Here is a 19,593-nt window from a genome sequence, read left to right as displayed (position 1 = left end):
CTTTTTCGACGTTTCTATACTCCCATCCAAAGTGATTAATTCTTTGTGGTAGGGAGTGCCAAGAAAATGCCGCTGACGTTTACGCCGCAACAGCAGTTGCGGACCTGCGTGATGCAAGCGCTGTGCCCGCGGGCCGGCGAGCTGATAACCCTGATCGATCAGGCGCTGTCAGCGCAGAGCGCGGTATGCGAGCCGGAAGTGCTGTCGGAAACCCTGTTGCTGCGCATCGAGGACATGGTCGCCAACAAGCCCCAGGCTACTGCATTTTTTGCCTATCTGCTGCATGCCTGGAGCAAGGAAGGCTACCTGTCGCAGCAAAGCGTCACCGGCCTGTACATGATCGGCAAGGCGTTGCACGGCACGCACTGAGTCCGCGACCGGCGTCAGTGACCGCCTTTCATGCGCCGCGCTACCAAGAAGATCAGCAACCCGGCAACGGCCGTGGCGGCGCCGATGTAGCCGGTGCTGGTCCAACCCAGGCCGGCCGTGATGGCCATACCCCCCAACCACGGGCCCAGGGCATTGGCCAGATTGAACGCGGCATGGTTGGAGGCAGCGGCCAGGCTTGGCGCCTCATGGGCGATGTCCATCAGGCGAATCTGCAACGGCGCGGCCAGGGCGATCATGGTACCGACCAGGCCAATTCCCAGCAGCACCGACCACAGCGCATGAGCGGCGAAGGTGAAGAACAACAGCACGGCGGCCGACCACACCAGCACGATGCCCACTGCGCGGAACTGCAAGCGGTCGAACAGCTTGCCACCGGCGATGTTGCCGATGATGCCCCCGGCGCCAAACGCGGCCAGACCGAACGGAATCCACTCAGGCGCCACTCCAGTCACCTGCAGCATGGTCGGGGCCAGGTAGCTGAACACGCAGAACATACCGGCAAAGCCGACTGCCGCGATGCCCAGCGCCATCCACACCTGCGGCAGGGCGAAGGCTTGCAACTCCTTGCGGGGGTCACTGCGCGGCTCGTCGCGCCGCTGCGGTACATAGCGCCACACCAAGGCGATGGTGCACAGGGCAATGGCGCCGACCAGCACGAACGCCGAGCGCCAGCCGAAGAACTGGCCAAGGAAGGTCGCCACAGGGTTACCCAGCAGCATCGCCAGGGTCAGGCCCATCATCACCCGCGCCACCGCCCCGGCGCGCTGGTTGCTCGGTACCATGCTCGAGGCTACCACCGCGGCGATCCCGAAGTAGGCGCCGTGGGGCAAGCCGCTGATGAAGCGGAACGCGACCATGCTGGCGAACGAGGGGGCGAACGCAGTGGCCAGGTTACCGATGGCGTACAGGGCCATCAGCAACAGCAGCATGTGCTTGCGCAGCAGCTTGGCGCCGAGGATCGCCAGCGCTGGCGCGCCAACCACCACACCAAGGGCGTAGGCGCTGATGGCATGGCCTACTTGCGGCTCGCTCAGGTGCAGGTTGCTGGCGATATCGGGCATCAAGCCCATGATGGCGAACTCGCCAGTGCCGATGGCGAAGCTGCCGAGTGCCATAGCCGCTTCCATTCGGGCGATATCGCCCTTGGTCGCGGCGAGCGGCGGTATTTGCTGAACAGACATTGCGGTCCCTTATGAAACATACTGAAACGTTTAATGCGGGATCATAGCATTGCCATTGCCCAGCCTGGGGCATCACTCAGCCATCTGCAGTTCGGGCAACTTCACCTTGAAAGCCTTGGTCAAGCCAAGCAGGCAGGTGAACCCGGCCGCCATCCAGCACAGGCCAATGGTGAATGACAGGCTCGACAGGCTGGTCCACAGCCAGATCGTGCTGAGAAAGCCCAGCCCAGGAATCACGCCATACAGCACCTGGTTGCGCAGCCCGCGCAATTGCTGGTCGACCAGGTAATGCTTGACCACCGCCAGGTTCACCGCGGAAAAAGCGAACAAGGCGCCGAAGCTGATCATGTTGGCAACGGTGTCGAGGGTGATGAACAGGGCGATCAGCGACAGCAGGCTGACCAGCAGGATCGCCGTGGCCGGCACCCGCTTGCGCGTTGCCAGGCGGCCGAACACCCTCGGCAGCGCGCCGTCGCGGCCCATGGCGAACAGCACCCGTGACACGCTGGCTTGCGACACCATTGCCGAGGCGAAGCAGCCCGCCACGTAGGTAGCGGTGAAGGCGGTTACCAGCAGTTCGCCACCGACTCGGCGCATGACATCGACCGAGGCGGAGTCGGGGTCAGCAAAGCTCGCCCAGTCAGGAAACACCAGCTGAGCGAAGTACGACACCAGCAAGAACAGCAGGCCACCGATCAACGACACCGCCATGATCGCCCGTGGTATGCGCCGGGTAGGGTCGCGGGTTTCTTCGGCCATGGTCGATACCGCATCGAACCCCAGAAACGACAGGCACAGCACCGCCGCCCCGGTCATGATCAACGGCACGCTGAAACCCTCATGGTGCAACGGCGCCAACAGCGACACCGGCGCTGTCTGACCACCCAGGTGGCGCAACGACAGGGCCACGAACACCACGATGAACACCAGTTGGGCAACCACCAGTATCCAGTTGACCCGAGTGATCGACTCGATGCCGATGAGGTTGAGAAAGGTCACCAGGGCAATCGAGCCCGCGACCCAGACCCAGGCGGGCACGGCCGGGAAGTATTCGGCCAGGTAGATGCCGATCAGCAGGTAGCTGAGCAATGGCAAGAAGATGTAGTCGAGCAGCAGGGTCCACCCGGCCATGAACCCAAAGTGGCTGCCAAAGGCTTTGCGTGTGTAGGTGTAGACCGAGCCTGAGTACGGGTGGGCCTGGACCATGCGCCCGTAGCTGTAGGCGGTGAGCAGCATGGCGGCGAGGGTCAGGACGTAGGCCAGGGGCAGGTGGCCCTTGGTCATCTGGGTGACCAGCCCGTAAGTGGTGAATACCGCCAGCGGCACCATGTAGGCGAGGCCGAACAGCACCAGGGCGGTCATGCTCATGGACGGGCGGAAGGTGCTGCGAGGGAGGGCGGACGAGGCTGGGTGCTGGGGTTGAGCTGTAGTTGTTGTTGTATGCATAGCTAACTCCTGAAAGAGGATGCAGGAAGCCGCAGCAGGCGAGCGCGGCTCGCTACTGGCAAGGGGAGTCGGGTGCAGGCTTGGTTCAGGTGGGGCCGTTGCATGCTCCCACACCCCGGCAAGGGCCGAAATCACCCTTTCGGGGGAGCATTTTTTTCCTCTGCAGGAGGCAGGAAAAAGCTGGTTTCGCCGTCACTTGCGCTGCGCCAAGAATGACCTCCCGAAACCCAACCAGCAGACCGCTCAGACGGTCGTCAGGAGTGTCTATGCACGATCTCGGATACTGGCAGCAACGCGCCTCAGCCCTCAGTTTGCCGGACAAGGCGCTGATCGGCGGGCGCAAGGTGAACGCCGTCAGTGGCACTACGTTCGATGCCATCGACCCGGCCAGCAACCACGTGCTGGCGCGCGTCGCCGCCAGTGATACGGCCGAGGTCGATCTGGCGGTAGGCGCGGCGCGCCGCGCCTTCGAACAGGGCCCGTGGGCACGCATGGCACCGCTCGAGCGCAAGAACGTGCTGCTGCGCCTGGCCGAACTGATCATGGCCCACCGCGAAGAACTGGCGCTGCTCGATTCGCTGAACATGGGCAAGCCCGTCATGGATGCCTACAGCATCGACGTGCCAGGCTCGGCGCAGGTCTTCGCCTGGTACGGCGAGGCGCTGGACAAACTGTACGATCAGGTCGCGCCTACCGCCGCCAATGCCCTGGCCACCATCACCCGCGAAGCGTTGGGCGTGGTGGCGGCCGTGGTGCCGTGGAACTTCCCGCTCGACATGGCCGCCTGGAAGCTGGCCCCGGCCCTGGCTGCCGGCAACAGCGTGGTACTCAAGCCTGCCGAGCAATCACCGTTTTCGGCACTGCGCCTGGGCGAACTGGCGCTTGAAGCCGGGTTGCCCGAAGGTGTGCTCAACGTGTTGCCGGGGCTCGGCGAAACGGCCGGTCGAGCGCTGGGGCTGCACATGGACGTGGATTGCCTGGTGTTCACCGGCTCCACCCAGGTCGGTAAGTACTTCATGCAGTATTCGGCGCAATCCAACCTCAAGCAGGTGTGGCTCGAATGCGGTGGCAAAAGCCCCAACCTGGTATTCGCCGATTGCCAGGACCTTGACCTGGCCGCTGAGAAGGCAGCGTTCGGCATCTTCTTCAACCAGGGCGAAGTATGCTCGGCCAACTCGCGGCTGTACGTCGAGCGGTCGATTCATGACGCGTTCCTCGAGCGCCTGCGCGAAAAAGCCCGCCTGTGGATGCCGGGCCACCCGCTGGACCCGGCCAGCCGTGCCGGTGCCATCGTCGATGCCGAGCAAACCACGCGCATTGTGCGGGCGATCGAGCAGGCACAGGCGCAGGGCGCGCAGCTCGTCTGTGGTGGTCAGCGCCTGCGCATCGGCGCCTCGAGCAACTACATCGAACCGACCGTGTTTGCTGGCGTCGACAACGCCATGGACCTGGCCCGTGAAGAAGTCTTCGGGCCAGTGCTGGCGGTCAGCGCCTTCGACAGCGAAGCGCAGGCCGTGGCGCTGGCCAATGACAGCGTGTATGGCCTGGCGGCGTCGGTGTGGAGTGATGACCTCAACCGCGCACACCGCGTGGCGCGAGCGCTCAAGGCCGGGACGGTGTCGGTCAACACGGTCGATGCGCTGGATGTCAGCGTGCCGTTCGGCGGCGGCAAGCAGTCTGGCTTCGGTCGTGACTTGTCGCTGCACGCGTTCGACAAGTACTCGCAGTTGAAGACCACTTGGTTCCAGCTGCGCGGTTGAGCGCAGCCGGCTGTGCCTGTGCTACAGCAAGTGCTGCAGACTGGCCAGGATGGTGTGGGCATCGTAGGGCTTGCGCACCACGGGGATGTGCTTGAGGTGCTCGGGAATGCTCGCGCCATCTCCATAGCCGGTCGCGAACAAGAACGGCACGCTGCGGCGCACCAGCTCGTCGGCCACGCTTACCGAAGTCCCGGTGCCCAGGTTGATATCGAGAATGGCCGCATCCGGCGTGCGCCCGCTGAGCAAGCGGAGCGCTTCGTCTTCGCTGCCTGCGGTGATCACATCGTTGATCTGCGCGTCGTTGAGGATCTGCTCCAGGCCGACGGCGATCACCAATTGGTCTTCCAGAATCAGTACGCACACGTCGGCGCGGGCGGCGAAGTCTGCGGCGGGTGCCATGGCAGCATCGGTCGCCGCTGTAGATTCCAAGGACTCGGCCACCGACAGGTGCTTGGCGGGGATGCGGAAGTTGCCCACCAGGCCCTCTGGTAGATATTCGACGTGGCTGACGCCGCCCAGGTCGAAGGGTATGCTGCGATCGATCAGCACGGTGCCAAAGCCGCTGCGGCTCGGGGGCAGCACCGCAGGGCCGCCGCTCTCGCGCCAGGTGATCTCGCAGGCGCTGCCGGCATCGACTACCCAGCTCACGTTCAATTTGCCGCCAGCCCGTGAAAGCGCGCCGTATTTGGCCGCATTGGTCGCCAATTCATGCAGCACCAGGGCCATCACCGAATAGGCGCGGGCATCGAGGATCACGTTCGGCCCGCTCACTTCGATGGCCTCGGCCGAGGTGCGGTAGGGCGAGAGTTCTGCGTCGAGCAAGGCGCTCAGGCGACCGCCGCCATCACCGCGCACGACCTGATCGTGGGCCAGTGACAGGGCATGGATACGCCCCTTGAGGGTCTTTACGTAATCTTTGAGGGTTTGTTGTTCGGTGGTGGGATGTGACACCAATGCGCCGATCAGCGACAGGATATTCTTGACCCGATGATTGAGTTCTTCATTGAGGATACGCTGGCGCACTTCGGCCTTGGAGCGCTCGTTGGCCAACAGTTCGCTGTTGTGCAGCGCCACCTCGACGATGGCTGAGCGGATCGCTTCGCCGAACTGGCGGTCCTGTTCATCCCAGGGCACGCACTGCTGGTGCACGGTTTCTTTCCAGATTGCAAAGCTCTTGCGCGGGGTCAGGCGGTCACCATGGGCGCCGCTGGCGTACGTCTTGTTAGGGTCGCCGGCCCAGTCCAGGGTGGTGACCACTTCCTTGCGGAACAGCAGCAAGTAGTCACGCGGCTGCAGCGACATGGGGATCACCAGCATGCCGGAGACGTCGGTGGCGTAGGTCACGGCCGCAGGGTGCACCGTGGACAGCCAGTGCGACGCCCAGGTCTTGCCTTCGCTGACCGATTCGGCCAGGCGCAGCAGGTCCGGTACCGCCGTGCGAGGCGGCGTCAGTCCGGACGATGACCAACGGCCATTGAACGACATGCCAATGCCGTCGCAGGGGATCAGCGACTTGAACGCGTCCAGGCGAGCGTGGAATACCGTCTCCAGGTCGGTCGTGTGGTTGGCGTCGCGCAGCAGCGCCTCGAGCGCATGGTGTACGTTGACCGCCGCTTCCAGGTTGTGCCGCGTGCGCAGGGTCTCGATATGCAATGAAAAGAACTCACCGAACATCTCCGCCGCCAGGCGTTGGCCCATACTGAGGGTGCGAGGAGAATAGTGGTGGCAAGCGATCAGCCCCCACAGCGCACCGTTGACGATCACCGAGATCGACATCGAGGCGCCGACGCCCATGTTGCTCAGGTACTCGCAGTGGATCGGCGAAACGCTGCGCAAATGCGCATAGGACAGGTCCAGCGGTTCGCCTGATAGGTCCAGCAGAGGCTCGATGGCGACGGTCTGGAACTGGCTGTCGGCAATCACCCGGATCAGATTGCGCAAATACAGCGCGCGGGCCTGCTGGGGAATATCGGAGGCAGGAAAATACTGGCCAAGGAAACTTTCCAGGTCGTTGCGCTTGGCTTCGGCCACCACCTTGCCGGCGCCGTCGGCGCCCAATTGGTAGATCATGACGCGGTCATAGCCAAGCAGCGCGCGCAGAAACCGTGCTGCGTCGCGAAAAAGCTTGCCGGTCTGGTCGATTTCGCGCAACTGGGCGATCAGCGTGCGTGCCAGTTCGATGGGTTCGGCAATGCTACCCCCGGCAGGCTCGAACTCGATGATCGCGTTGCCCTTGTACACGTGGGCGCAGATATCCACGGCCTGCCCCGAAGGCAGCATGGCGGCGAATGTCTGCGCAGGGCGCCCGCCCTCACGGGTACGCGCCAACGAATTGCGCACCTCATGCGCAAGCTCGTCGCCAAGAATAGCGTGAAGTTTCCGGCCGTTGATCGCGCCGCTGATGCCCAGCATCTGGGCGAGGTTGGCCGAGTGGCGCAGCACGGTACTGGCCGATGCATCGCAGGCCAGCAGGCAGCCATGGGGTTGTATGCTGCCTGGGATCTGGATTGGTTCGCGATCGCAGTTGGTCAGGTTTACCTGAGGTTCCGAGGTCATTGAGCCCTTGCCAAGAGAATGAAATGTCGGCCACCCGCGACGAGGGTTGCCTGCTGCTGCGTACAGTACAGCATCGACTGCTGTAATCGGGTAGTGGTGCGATAAATCTTTGTCCGCCGTAGCACCTCAAGAGTACAGATGTACTCTCGTCGGGAAATGCACACCTGGACCGCATTTCAGTGCATGATCCGCATCCTCGCCGCTTCGGAACTGCCTGATGAATCGCCCGCTGTTTGTTTCTCTGGATGGGCCCAAGGGCACTGGCAAGACTACGCTGCTCGAGGCCCTGACGCAGGCGCTGCGGGCCGATAAGCGCAAGGTCATTCGCCTGTGCGAACGCAAGAGCGACCCTTTTCGCGCTGACACCATGGCGTTGGTCAACCAGCAGGCGCGACAGCCCTCGCGAGCGCTGGAGCTGCAGGTGTGCGAGCGCCTGGCGCGCAGCCGCGCCTGGATCAGCGAGCAGGTGTTGCCCAAGCAGCCGTTGCACAGCATCATCCTGATCGACCGTTGGTACCCCTCCGATGCAGCCTTCAGGCGCGGCGTGCCCTTCGACGAGGTCCTGCGGCTGAACCTCGACGCCCACGTGCGCGTGCCCGATCTGCACGTCGGTGTCGTCACCGCGCCGGACCTGTCCTGGGCGCGGGCTACTGCGCGGCCGCGTGGGCTGGCCAGCACGGTTACCTTCAGACTTGAAGAACAGATTGCTGCCACCGAGGCCTTCGAGCAGGCCGCTGTGGCCCAAGGTTGGCTGTTGTGTCGCAACGAAGGTTCGCTGCAGCAGGCCACCGAGCAATTGCTGGCAGCGATCACGGCCGTCGCCGATCAGCGCCTGTTCATGCAACTGCCTCTACCTGCCGCCAATTAGCGTCTATGTTTTCTAGGCAGAGCGAAACGGCGGCTTGGCCGAACACCTTACATTTTCACCCTTGAGTATCTGGATGGAGTGGTCATGCAACAGCTACCGCCGGACGAAACCATTCGGGCCGCCTTGAAAAAATCCCATGACCGGCTTCACCGCCAGCACGAGCTGGTGGTCGAGTTTGGCGTCATGTCGCTGAAAGTCGACGACCTTGACCGATTGCTCACCCAGGCTTGCGTGGTGGTGGCCGACGGCATGAGTACGCGCTTCGCCAAGGTGCTGCAGCCGCTCGCCGACAGCGAAGACTATGTGCTTTCCCACGGGGTGGGTTGGGATGAAGACGATATCGGCCACGCCACCGTCGGCGCCGATATCGCCAGCCCAGCCGGGTACGCCCTGGCGACCTACCGCCCGGTGCTGTCCAATCATCTTGGGCTGGAGGAGCGCTTCCGCACCCCGGATCTTTTGAAGAAATACGGCATCGAGCGTGCCATCAACGTGCCGATTCGCGGCCCGCTCGGCCCGTTCGGGGTGCTGGAGGCCGACAGTAGCAATGGCGAGGACTTCGTCGAAAGCGACCTGGTGTTTCTCGAAGGCATCTCCAATGTCATCTCGTTGTCCGCCGAACGCATCGCGGCAGGCCTGGAAGCACCACATCCGGATCCTTATTCGGAGAGCTTCCTCAACGCAAGCCCGGACTGCGTGAAGATACTGTCGGCCGACGGGGCCATCGAGTTCATGAACGAACAAGGGCTGGCGCACATGCACCTGGCCGCGCTGAGCGAGATCCAAGGCCAGTACTGGGTCAACCTGTGGCCGGCCGATGCCCAGCCATTGGTGGTCGAGGCCCTGACCAAGGTGCTGACCGGAGAGACGGCAAGGTTCGAAGCGTGTCTGCCGACCGCCCCGCAGGAAGCCAAGTGGTGGGACGTCACGGTGGCACCGATTCTGGACAGCGAGGCTCAGGTGACGCGGATGATCGCGGTGTCGCGCGACATCACCGAGCGCCATGCCTACGAAGCGCGCCTGCTGTCGCTGATCGAGGCGCAGAATAGCCGGCAGGACGCCAGCGACCTGTACCTTGAAGAAATCGATCACCGGGTCAAGAACAGTCTGCACCTGGTCAATACCTTGCTGTTGCTACAGGCCAACCTGACCCCCGACAGCGCCGTCAAGCACCAGTTGGAAACTGCCGCCGGGCGGGTGGTGACCATCGCCAACGTGCACGAGCGGCTCTATCACGCCCATGGCAACCAAGGCGTGATGGCCAGGCCCTACCTGAGCGCCTTGCTGGGCGACCTGGGCAAGGCACTGGCCGATCGGCAGATCCTGTTGCAGGCCGACGACTTCGTGCTGCCGCCCGAGCGCATGGCGCCGTTGGGTCTGGTGATTTCCGAGTTGATCACCAATGCCTTGAAGTATGGCAAGGGCACCGTCGAGGTGTCTCTGCTGCATGCCGGCGATCATGTGCGGGTGACGGTCGAGGATGAAGGCGACGGTTTCCCCGATACCTACCCCAAACCGACGGGGACTGGGCTTGGCATGCGCCTGGTGAAAAGCTACTCGGGATACGGCAGTGCCGCGGTGAGCATCGAGAAACGCGAAGGCAAGAGCTGCATTCACGTGCGCTTCAAGCTCTGACCGCCACGGGTTGCGGGCCGCCAGTCAAAAACGTTATGGCTGGCATCGGGAACTGGTATTTCATGGGCCAGCGCCTGGCTGTTTAGCATCGTCGATGTCTTCCTGTCGACGAGAACAATAACGTGAACCTTGGAAAGATCATTACCCGCAGCGCCCGCTACTGGCCTGAGCGCCCGGCGGTGGCGGACCGTCAGCGGCGCCTGACCTACGCCGAGCTCGAGCGGCGCAGCAACCGCCTGGCATCGGGGCTTGGCGCGCTTGGCATCGGCGCCGGCGAGCACGTGGCGATCCTGGCCGCCAACCGTGTCGAGCTGGTGGAGGCGGAAGTGGCGTTGTACAAGGCGGCGATGGTCAAGGTGCCGATCAATGCGCGGCTGTCGCTCGATGAAGTGATCCGCGTGCTGGAAGATGCCTGTAGCGTTGCCCTGATCACCGACCACAGCTTCGCCCAGGCCCTGGCCGAGCACCGCAGCGCACTGCCGCTGCTGCGCCACATCATCGCCCTGGAGGGCGACTGCGGTGATATCGCTTACTCGGCGCTGCTCGAGCGTGGCAGCGAGGTGCCGATGGCCCTCGACCCTGGCGACGACGCGCTGGCGGTGCTGCACTACACCTCCGGCAGCTCCGGGGTGCTGAAGGCCGCGATGCTGTCGTTCGGCAACCGCAAGGCGCTGGTGCGCAAGAGCATCGCGAGCCCGACCCGGCGCTCCGGCCCGGACGATGTCATGGCGCATGTCGGGCCGATTACCCATGCCAGTGGCATGCAGATCATGCCGCTACTGGCGGTGGGCGCCTGCAACCTGTTGCTCGAACGCTACGACGATCGCTTGCTGCTCGAGGCCATCGAACGCGAGCGGGTGACGCGCCTGTTCCTGGTGCCGGCGATGATCAACCGCCTGGTCAATTATCCGGGGGTCGAGGGCTTCGATTTGTCCAGCCTGAAGCTGGTCATGTACGGTGCAGCGCCGATGCCGGCGGCACTGGTCAAGCGCGCCATCGAGCTGTTCGGGCCGATTCTGGCCCAGGGCTACGGCGCCGGGGAAACCTGCTCGCTGGTTACGGTGCTGACCGAGCAGGACCATCTGGTCGAAAATGGCGATTACCAGCGTCTGGCCTCGTGCGGTCGCTGCTACTTCGAGACTGACCTGCGTGTCGTCAACGAAGCCTTCGAAGACGTGGGGCCAGGCGAGATCGGCGAGATCGTGGTCAAGGGCCCGGACATCATGCAGGGATACTGGCGCGCGCCTGAGCTTACCGCCGAGGTGATGCGCGATGGCTATTACCTCACCGGCGACCTGGCCACGGTGGATGCCCACGGCTATGTGTTCATCGTCGACCGCAAGAAAGAAATGATCATTTCCGGCGGCTTCAACGTATACCCCAGCGAAGTGGAGCAGGTGATCTACGCCTTCCCCGAGGTCTTCGAGGCGGCGGTGGTCGGTGTCCCCGACGAGCAGTGGGGCGAAGCGGTGCAGGCGGTGGTGGTGCTCAAGCCGGGCGCGCAGCTGCAGGCTGCCGAAGTGATCGAACGCTGCGGCCGCGCCCTGGCCGGTTTCAAGAAGCCCCGAGGCGTGGATTTCGTCAGCGAACTGCCCAAGAACCCCAACGGCAAAGTGGTGCGCCGCCTGGTGCGCGATGCCTATTGGCAACACAGCGAACGTCGAATCTGACCTGGGAGCATGAGCATGTATCAACCGAGTGCGAAGGCTGCACAAATCATCGAAGCCCTCGAAGGCTTCGTTCGCGACCAGGTTCGCCCGCTGGAGCAGCAGGCGCAGCTCGACTGGGCGCGGCCGCATCCGCAGGCGGCGCTGCGCGAGGTCTGGAAGCGCTCCAGCGAGCAGGGGCTGTATGGCGTGATGCTGCCTGAAGCGATGGGCGGCGCGGGGCTGAATGTAGCCGACCTGTGCGCGGTCAAGGAGGCGGCGGTGCTGACCGGCTCGATGCTGGCCCCCCATGTCCTGGGCGAGCTGTCGGGGCCGCCGCGGGTCGGCCATTTGTTCAAGGTGGCCAGCGCGGCGCAGGTCGAGCAGTTTCTGCTGCCCGTGTGCCGGGCCGAGAAAGCCGTGTGTTTTGCTCTGACCGAGGCCGAGGCCGGCTCCGATGCGACCGCCATTCGTACCCAGGCGCGGCGGGAGGGCGAGTATTACGTGCTCAGCGGCCGCAAGCGCTTCATTTCCGGTGCGACTTACGCCGACCTTGCAGTGTTGCTGGCGGTCACCGGTCCAGGGCAGGGCGCCCAAGGCATCTCGGCGTTCTTCGTCGACCTCAAGGCACCGGGGGTGAGGGTGGAGAGCGACTATGCCGTGATGTCCGGCGGCGGCGCTCACGGCGACATCGTGCTGGAGGACGTACGGGTCCCGGCCAGCAGCCTGATCGGCGAAGAGGGCCAGGGCTTCAAGCTGGCCATGGGGCGTATCACCCTCAACCGCCTGCTGCATTGCCCGACCTTGCTGGGCCTGGCCGGCCTGGCCCTGAAGCTGTCGATCGAGCATGCCCGCAGCCGCAAGCAATTCGGCCAGCCGATCGCCATGTTCCAGGCGGTCAACCACATGATCGCCGACATGGCCACCGAGCTGCACGCAGCGCGCAGCATGGTCTACGCCACCGCACAGTTGAACGATGCCGGCGGCGATATCCGCACCCAGGCGCCGATGTGCAAGCTGTTCGTCTCGGAAGCTGCGTTCCGCATCGCCGACAAGGCCGTGCAGGTGCATGGAGGCTCTGGCCTGCTGCAGGGCAGCCCGGTGGAGTGGATATTCCGCGCCACGCGGATGATGCGCATCCTCACCGGCACCAGTGAAATTCAGCGCAACACCATCGCCAAGGGCGTACTGATGCCCAGCTGATGCTGCGGCCGCCTGCCAGGCGGCCTTTTTTGCCCCTGCACAACAATAACAAGAGTACTTGCCATGACTGCGGATAACGCCCTGCCCAAACCTCGTACTGCCTGGCTGATCGCCGTGTTGCTGGCCTTGCTGATGTTGATCAACTTTCTCGACAAGGTGGTGATCGGCCTGGTGGCGGTGCCGATGAGCGCCGAGCTGGGGCTGTCGGCCACCGAATTCGGCCTGATCGGCGGCGCCTTGCACTGGTTTTTCGCCGTGTCCGCCGTGGTCGGTGGCTTCATGGCCAACCGTAGGCCGACCCGAACCTTGCTGTTGGGCATGGGCCTGTTCTGGGCGGTGATCCAACTGCCCATGCTGTTCGCCACCTCGCTGTGGGCCATCGTCGCCTGCCGGGTGCTGCTGGGCATCGGTGAAGGCCCTGCCTCACCGGTGGCGACCCATGCCCTGTACAAGTGGTTTCCCAACGATCGGCGCAACCTGCCGGTGGCCCTGCTGCATGCCGGCAGCGCCATGGGCTTGCTGGTGGCTGGGGCGATGATTCCCTGGGTCAGCCTGCACTATGGTTGGCGCAGCAACTTCATCATCCTCGCCGTGGTCGGCCTGGCGTGGTGCCTGCTGTGGTGGCGGCTGGGCCAGGAAGGCACCCTTGAACGCCTGCGCGCCAGCCAGCTGAAGGGCGACCAGGCGCGCGTCGGCTACCGCAAGCTGCTCAGCGACCCCAGCGTGGTCGGCAACTACCTGTGTCATTTTGCCGCCAACTGGTCACTGGCACTGACCTTGACCTGGGTGCCGAGCTACCTGCAGGTGGGCTTGGGCATCGACCCGCTGCAGACCGGGCGAATCTTCGTCATGTTCGTGGTGGTGACTACGCCGCTGAGCCTGCTGCTGGCGTGGTTGTCGCAGCGCCTGATGCGCGCCGGCATGCCGTCGCGACTGGCCCGTGGGGTGTTCGTCTCCCTGTGCCTGGTGCTGGCCGGGTTGCTGTCGGCGTCGTTGATCCTGCCGGGGCTGAGCACTGCCGTGCGCATCGCGGCGCTGACCTTCAGCGGCGGCCTGGCGCTGGTGATGTACTCGGTGGGGCCGGCCATGCTGGCTGAGTTCACCCCGGCTTCGCAGCGCGGCGGGGTGCTGGCGATCGGTAACGGTATCGCCTCGTTGGCCGGGTTGGCGGCACCGGTGGTGACCGGGGTGCTGGTACAAGGCGCAGGCGCCGCGCATCCATCGGGCTACGCCCAGGGCTTTCTGGTTTGCGGGATAGTGCTGGTGGTGGCGGGCGTGGCCGGGTTGGTGACCTTGAATCCGCAGCGTACCGCGTTGCGGCTGCGCGAGGCGAAGCCGCAGCCGAGCGTTGCGGCGGTGTCTCAAACCGCCAACTGAACACCCAAGGCGGATTCCAGCGGCTGCTCGTCACGGCCGATCAGCTCGCCACGCCAGTGCCCGCTGTTGACCAGCTCGATCAGCAAGCCACGCACCAGGTCGCGCAGGCACCCGGCAGCGAACGACAGCGGCTTGTGCCGCGAGTGGGCCAGGGCGATGGTGCGGTTGATGCGCGGCTCGACGATGCGCCGCGCGGCGGTGGGTTCGAGCAGCACGCTGAGCGGCGGCCAGTTGCTGATGGTGGCGGCCAGCCCGGAGCGCACCAGGCTGGCGATGCCCGGCGCTGACTGCTGCTCGTAGGTGGCGGCCAAGGGCACGCCAGCTTCCATCGCCGCCTGTTCGATGCGTCGGCGCAGGTGCAGCCCACGCGGCGGCAGCACCAGGCGGGTAGCTGCGGCCTCAGCCAGGGTGATGGTGTCCGCAGCCCCGGGCGTCGATGGGCCGACCCAGTACAGCGCTTCGGTGAAGATGGCCTCGGCTTCGACGTTGTCCAGCTCCTCGGCATTGGGCACTACGCCGAAGTCCACCTTGCCCAACTCGATCGCCTGGCCACCCTCACGGCTCAGGCCATCCCATACCGTCAGGCTGACGCCGGGGAAGCGCTGTTCAGCGCGCCTGACGATCTCTGGGAGCAAGAGGTCGGCAGCCGTCGCCGGGATGGAGATGGCGACGTGGCCCTTCGGCGCCCCGCGCGTGGATTTCAGCTCATCCTTGACCGAGTCGAGCTTTTGCACGACCTGCCGTGCCACTTCGTACAACTGGCGCCCAGCTGCGGTCAGGGCGATGCCGTCGTGCTGACGATCGAGCAGCTGCATCTCCAGTTCGCTCTCCAGCAGGCCGATCTGTCGGCTCAGCGCCGGCTGGGCGATGTAGGCCCGGCGCGAGGCGGAACTGAAGCTGCCGGCTTCGACGATGGCGATCAGGTAACGCAGCTGTTTCAAGGTCATCGGAGCGGTTCCAAGGCTATGCCGAACTGATATGGCACGTATCCGAACACGTTATTTGTGGGGTTCGAAGCGTGGCTCCTAGTATCACCCGGAAAGGGCAGGCCAAGGCAAGCCTGCCCGGCCAGGTGTGTATAACAACAAGAGGCCACCCTGATGAAACGTGCATGTGCGTTATCCTATCTGCTGCTACTCGTTGCCAGCCTGTTGCAAGCCAACGCAGGCGCCGCGCCGCTACCCGCGCAACTGACCCCGCTGGGTGCCGAGCGTAGTGCCAGCGCTGACGGGCGCATCCCTGCCTGGACGGGTGGCCTGCAAGCGCGGCAGGTGGCATTGGCAGTCAACGGCACCCCGCTGGACCCCTACGCCGCCGAGCAGCCGCTGTACACCATTACCGCAGCCAACGCCCAACGTTACCGCGAGCAGCTCAGCGCCGGGCAGCTGGCCTTGCTGGCGCGCTATCCGAAGACCTTCAGCCTGCCGGTGTACCCGTCGCACCGCAGTGTCGCGGTGCCGCCGCAAGTGGCCGCGTGGGCCCGGCACAACGCGAGCAGCGCGCGCCTGGTCAACGCTGGCAATGGCGTGCAAGGCTTCGCCGGCGTGGTGGCCTTCCCGCAACCGGGCAACGGCCTGCAAGTGCTGTGGAACCACCTGACACGGCCGCGCAACGCCAGCTACAGCCTGGCCTCGGACAGCGTCACGCCACGCGGCGACGGGCGTTTCGCCACCACCAGCGCGCAGCAGGTGTTCGCCCGTCCCGATGGCCTGGCCGATGCCCAGCCCGGCAAAGTGCTGTATTACTGGAGCTACCGGATGACGGCGCCATCGCGCCTGGCCGGCGATGCGGTAGTGCTGCACGAAACCCTCGACCAGGTTGCCCAGCCGCGCTTGTCGTGGCTCTACAGCAGCAGCCAACGGCGCGTACGCCGCGCCCCGGCGCTGGCCTATGACAGCATCACGCCGGGCACCGCCGGGCTGCGCACCGCCGACAGCCGCGACATGTTCAGCGGCGCCCCGGACCTGTACACCTGGAAACTGCTCGGCAAGAGGACCCTGCACGTGCCGTACAACAGCTATCGCCTGGCCTCGCCGCAACTCGGCTACGCCGCGCTGGTCGGGCCTGGCCATGTCAAGGCGCAACCTACGCGCTATGAATTGCATCGGGTCTGGGAAATAGAGGGCACGTTGAAGCCAGGCGCCGAGCACGTGTATGCCAGCCGGCGCTATTACCTCGACGAAGACAGCTGGACCATCGTCGAGGCCGACTTCTTCGACCGCAGCGGCCAGCTGTGGCGCACTGCCCAGGCGCACAGCTACTACCACGTCACCGGGCAGGCGTTGGTCAATGCCATGGAAGTGATCTACGACCTGCGCAGCGGGCGCTACCAGCTGTCCGGGCTGACCAACGAGCAGCCCAGGCCGTTTGCCTTCGATGTGCGCACCAGCGCTTCGTACTTTTCCCCCGGCGCCTTGCGTAGCCAGGGGTTGCGCTGAGCCTGAGACGCCGCGCAGCCATGCCTGCGCGGCGACACTGCCGGTCAAGGGGTGACGATGTTGAAGCGCCCGTCCGGCTCGTCCAGCCCGGCCATGAAGCGTAGAAACTTGCCACGCTCCCCGTTGACCTCGATGGCCCCGCCCGCGACTTCCTTGGCGAAGCCGGTCTGCTTGAGTGCGATGCGGTCAAGGGTGGCCTTGCTCATACGCACCTGCACGTCCGCTTGTCCATGCAGGTTCAGATCGCGGTGGGTGAGTACGCCGTTACGCAAGGTCAGGGCGTAATCTTCATTCAGATCGGTAAAACGCCAGTTGATCGTCAGGTCCTGCTCGGCCGCCTTGGCGGCATCGACCCGCACGCCCAGGTAGTCGAAGAACAGCGCCGGGGTCAGTGCGCGCACCAGGTCATCGGCGCTGCCGCCTTTGCTGGCGGTGCTCGCCACGCCGCCACGGAGCTCCTGTGCGCCGCTCAAGTAGGCGTTGCGCCAGGTTGCGTTCTCGCTCTGATAGCCCAACTGCTCGAGGGCATCGGCCTGCAGCTGGCGGGCGGCGCCGTTGTCAGGTTCGGCGAAGACCAGGTGCCGGGTGAGTTCGGCGACCCAGCGGTAGTCGCCTTGCGCATAAGCCTCGCGCCCCTGGCGCAGGACGTGCTCGGCGCCACCCATGGCCTTGACATAGCGCTGGCCGGCCTGGGTAGGCGTTAGCGGGTTGAGCGTGGCCGGGTTGCCGTCGTAGAACCCCATGTAGCGTTGGTACACCGCGCGCACGTTATGGCTGAGTGAGCCGTAGTAATCGCGGCTGTACCATTTGCTGGCCAGGCGGGGCGGCAGGCTGGTCAATTCGGCTGCGATCTCGGTCGCGGTCAGGCCTCGGTTGATCAGGCGCAGGGTCTGGCTGTCGATGAAGGCGTACATGTCGCGTTGATCGGCCAGGTACTCGCGAATCGCCGGGGCGCCCCAGGTCGGCCAATGGTGCTGGGCGAAGACCACTTCGGCGCGCTCGCCATAGCGCAGCAGCGATTGGTCCAGGTAATGCGCCCAGACCTTGGCGTCGCGCACTTGCGCACCGCGCAGGGTCAGCACGTTGTGCTGCACGTGGGAGGCGTTCTCGGCCATGCACAGCGCCTTGTGCGCCGGGAACCACAGGTTCATCTCGGCCGGTGCTTCGGTGCCGGGCGTGAGCTGGAATTCGATTTCCACGCCGTCGATGTGCACGGTTTCGAAGGGTTTGTCGATCAGCCGGGTCGGGGCGATCAGGCTCACCGTGGCATTGGCTGGCACACCCTTGCCCAAGCCCGCATCCACTTGACCGCGCGGCCCGCGTGGCAGCGGCGCGCCATACATGTATTGCGCCCGGCGCTTCATGGCCGGGCCTGCCAGCACGTTTTCGCTGATGGCGTGCTCGAAGAAGCCCTGCGGTGCGATCACCTGCACCTTGCCGGCCTTGACCTCGGCCTCGTCGATGACGCCACGCACCCCGCCGAAGTGATCCACGTGGGGATGGGTGTAGATCACCGCCACCACCGGGCGCTGCGGGCGGTGACGAAAATACAGGGCCAGGCCGGCTTTGGCGGTTTCCACCGACAGCAGCGGGTCGATCACGATCAGGCCATGCTCGCCCTCGATCAGGGTCATGTTGGCAAGGTCCAGGCCGCGTACCTGGTAAATGCCCTCGGTGACCTGGAACAAGCCGGCGATGGTGTTCAGCTGCGCCAGCCGCCACAGGCTCGGGTTGACCGTGGCCGGTGCCTCGCCGTTGAGGAATGCGTAGCGCTGCAAGTCCCAGACCGTCTTGCCGTCGGCACTGAGCACCGGCTGCTCGACGCTTTCGAGCAGGCCGCGGCGAGCGTTGTCGAAGTCGCCGCGCTCGTCGAAAGGCAGGCGTTGCAGCCATTGCTGGTTGCTTTGGCGGGTCGATTCGCTGGCGTCGTTGGCGGGCGCCTGAGCCAGCGCGGCGAGGGGCAGGGCGAGGGCCAGCAAGGTAGGCAGGGGAGAAAAGCGCATGGAATGTTCCTTGTTGTTCTGAGGCCGATCACTCTAAGGACAGCACCAGCCTGGCAACCAATACCACTGTTGCATGAGCCGCCATACCCGAATGCGATGGCTCAGCCGGGGTGAATGTCCATGATCCGTGCCACCAGCCAGGCCAGCGCCGGGTCGTGCTGGCGGTGTGCCAGGTACACCAGTTCGAGATCGAACGGCGCTAGAGCGAAAGGCAGCTCGAACAGCTGTAACGGTAGCAGCCGGGCGAAATGCCGAGCCAGCGCGGTGGGCAGCACCACGCACAGGTCGGAAGTAGCCGCCAAGTGCGCCGCCTGCAGGTAGTTGGGGGTGGTATAGACGATGCGTCGCGCCAGGCCCTGCTCGGCCAGCCATTGGTCGACCATGCCACGAGTCTGGCCGCCATGCACCCACAGGTGGCGCAGCGTCAGGAAGCTGTGCAGGTCGAGCTGGCCGCAGATCTGCGGGTGGCCTTGGCGCACCGCCACCTGCAGGGTCTCGCTGCGCCAGTGGCGGCGCTCGTAGCGCGCCGGTACTTCGTCGAAGCGCCCCAGCACCAGGTCCAGTTCGCCCCGGTCGAGGGCCTCGGCCGGCAAGTTGGGCGCCAGATGCACCACGTCCACCCGCAGGTGTGGGGCCTGGCTTTGCAGGGTAGCCAGCAGCTTGGGCATGCACAGCTGCTCGGCGAAGTCGGTCAGGGCGATGCGCAATTGCCGGTGGCTGAGGCCGGGGTCGAAGCTGTCGCCTGCGCCCAGGGTTTGTTCGATTTGCTGCAGGGCCGCGCGGATTGGGCCTTCGAGCGCCAAGGCCCGAGGCGTGGGGCGCATTCGCCGACCGACCCGCACCAGCAGCGGATCATCGAGCAGGTCACGCAGGCGCGCCAGGGCGTTGCTCACGGTGGGCTGCGTCAGGGCCAGGCGCTCGGCGGCGCGCGAGACGTTCTGCTCGCGCAGCAGCATGTCCAGGACCCGCAACAGGTTCAGATCGAAGGTCGCTATATTCATGTTGGAAATACATGGAATGGAAAATGAAAATTTCAAAAATACTAGGCGCCTGACTAGGGTGAGGGCAATCCTTCGTACAGCGAATCAGG

14 protein-coding genes are annotated in these 19,593 nt (G+C 64.8%); 8 read left to right on the top strand and 6 right to left on the bottom strand.

The window, feature by feature from the left end:
- Nucleotides 1-66 precede the first annotated feature (66 nt).
- Nucleotides 67-369, top strand: coding sequence for a hypothetical protein (locus FS665_RS20495; protein ID WP_145192735.1), 303 nt, complete (start codon nt 67-69; stop codon nt 367-369).
- Between the two features lie 14 nt (nt 370-383).
- Here the strand turns inward: FS665_RS20495 and FS665_RS20490 are convergent, their stop codons facing one another.
- Together FS665_RS20490 and FS665_RS20485 are read right to left on the bottom strand one after the other, a co-directional pair.
- A complete protein-coding gene (locus tag FS665_RS20490; protein ID WP_178108382.1) occupies nt 384-1,571 on the bottom strand; it encodes an MFS transporter in 1,188 nt (395 codons plus the stop codon).
- Between the two features lie 72 nt (nt 1,572-1,643).
- On the bottom strand, nt 1,644-3,017 hold the full coding sequence (locus FS665_RS20485) for an APC family permease (RefSeq protein WP_145192733.1): 1,374 nt from the start codon (nt 3,015-3,017) through the stop codon (nt 1,644-1,646).
- Nucleotides 3,018-3,283: 266 nt separating this feature from the next.
- Between FS665_RS20485 and FS665_RS20480 the strand changes: the two genes are divergently transcribed.
- Nucleotides 3,284-4,777 (top strand): aldehyde dehydrogenase, encoded by a 1,494-nt coding sequence (locus tag FS665_RS20480; RefSeq protein ID WP_145192731.1) that lies wholly within the window; start codon nt 3,284-3,286, stop codon nt 4,775-4,777.
- A 21-nt stretch (nt 4,778-4,798) separates the two neighbouring features.
- Here FS665_RS20480 and FS665_RS20475 read toward each other — a convergent pair whose 3' ends face one another.
- On the bottom strand, nt 4,799-7,333 hold the full coding sequence (locus tag FS665_RS20475; protein WP_145192729.1) for an HWE histidine kinase domain-containing protein: 2,535 nt from the start codon (nt 7,331-7,333) through the stop codon (nt 4,799-4,801).
- A 217-nt stretch (nt 7,334-7,550) separates the two neighbouring features.
- On the opposite strand from FS665_RS20475, the gene FS665_RS20470 reads away from it, so the two are divergent.
- From FS665_RS20470 to FS665_RS20450, 5 genes are all read left to right on the top strand, one after another.
- On the top strand, nt 7,551-8,201 hold the full coding sequence (locus tag FS665_RS20470) for a dTMP kinase (protein ID WP_145192727.1): 651 nt from the start codon (nt 7,551-7,553) through the stop codon (nt 8,199-8,201).
- 84 nt (nt 8,202-8,285) lie between these two features.
- The gene (locus tag FS665_RS20465) at nt 8,286-9,836 is read left to right on the top strand and encodes a sensor histidine kinase (protein WP_145192725.1); all 1,551 of its coding nucleotides are present in this window, start codon (nt 8,286-8,288) and stop codon (nt 9,834-9,836) included.
- Nucleotides 9,837-9,958: 122 nt separating this feature from the next.
- On the top strand, nt 9,959-11,506 hold the full coding sequence (locus tag FS665_RS20460) for an AMP-binding protein (RefSeq protein WP_145192723.1): 1,548 nt from the start codon (nt 9,959-9,961) through the stop codon (nt 11,504-11,506).
- A 15-nt stretch (nt 11,507-11,521) separates the two neighbouring features.
- Entirely contained in the window at nt 11,522-12,685 is a 1,164-nt protein-coding gene (locus tag FS665_RS20455; RefSeq protein WP_145192720.1) for an acyl-CoA dehydrogenase family protein, read from the top strand.
- Between the two features lie 63 nt (nt 12,686-12,748).
- Entirely contained in the window at nt 12,749-14,062 is a 1,314-nt protein-coding gene (locus FS665_RS20450) for an MFS transporter (protein ID WP_145192718.1), read from the top strand.
- Here FS665_RS20450 and FS665_RS20445 read toward each other — a convergent pair.
- The gene (locus FS665_RS20445) at nt 14,047-15,009 is read right to left on the bottom strand and encodes a LysR family transcriptional regulator (RefSeq protein ID WP_145192716.1); all 963 of its coding nucleotides are present in this window, start codon (nt 15,007-15,009) and stop codon (nt 14,047-14,049) included. The genes FS665_RS20450 and FS665_RS20445 overlap by 16 nt on opposite strands.
- A gap of 153 nt (nt 15,010-15,162) precedes the next feature.
- On the opposite strand from FS665_RS20445, the gene FS665_RS20440 reads away from it, so the two are divergent.
- Entirely contained in the window at nt 15,163-16,500 is a 1,338-nt protein-coding gene (locus FS665_RS20440; protein WP_145192714.1) for a DUF1329 domain-containing protein, read from the top strand.
- Between the two features lie 44 nt (nt 16,501-16,544).
- Here the strand turns inward: FS665_RS20440 and FS665_RS20435 are convergent, their stop codons facing one another.
- Both FS665_RS20435 and FS665_RS20430 read right to left on the bottom strand, forming a co-directional pair.
- Nucleotides 16,545-18,503 (bottom strand): alkyl/aryl-sulfatase, encoded by a 1,959-nt coding sequence (locus tag FS665_RS20435; protein WP_145192712.1) that lies wholly within the window; start codon nt 18,501-18,503, stop codon nt 16,545-16,547.
- Nucleotides 18,504-18,604: 101 nt separating this feature from the next.
- Entirely contained in the window at nt 18,605-19,504 is a 900-nt protein-coding gene (locus FS665_RS20430) for a LysR family transcriptional regulator (RefSeq protein ID WP_145192710.1), read from the bottom strand.
- Between the last annotated feature and the right edge of the window lie 89 nt (nt 19,505-19,593).

Origin of the sequence: Pseudomonas sp. URMO17WK12:I11 (assembly GCF_007677725.1) — a bacterium.
Classification (GTDB): domain Bacteria; phylum Pseudomonadota; class Gammaproteobacteria; order Pseudomonadales; family Pseudomonadaceae; genus Aquipseudomonas.
This window is presented reverse-complemented; position numbering and strand designations above follow the sequence as displayed.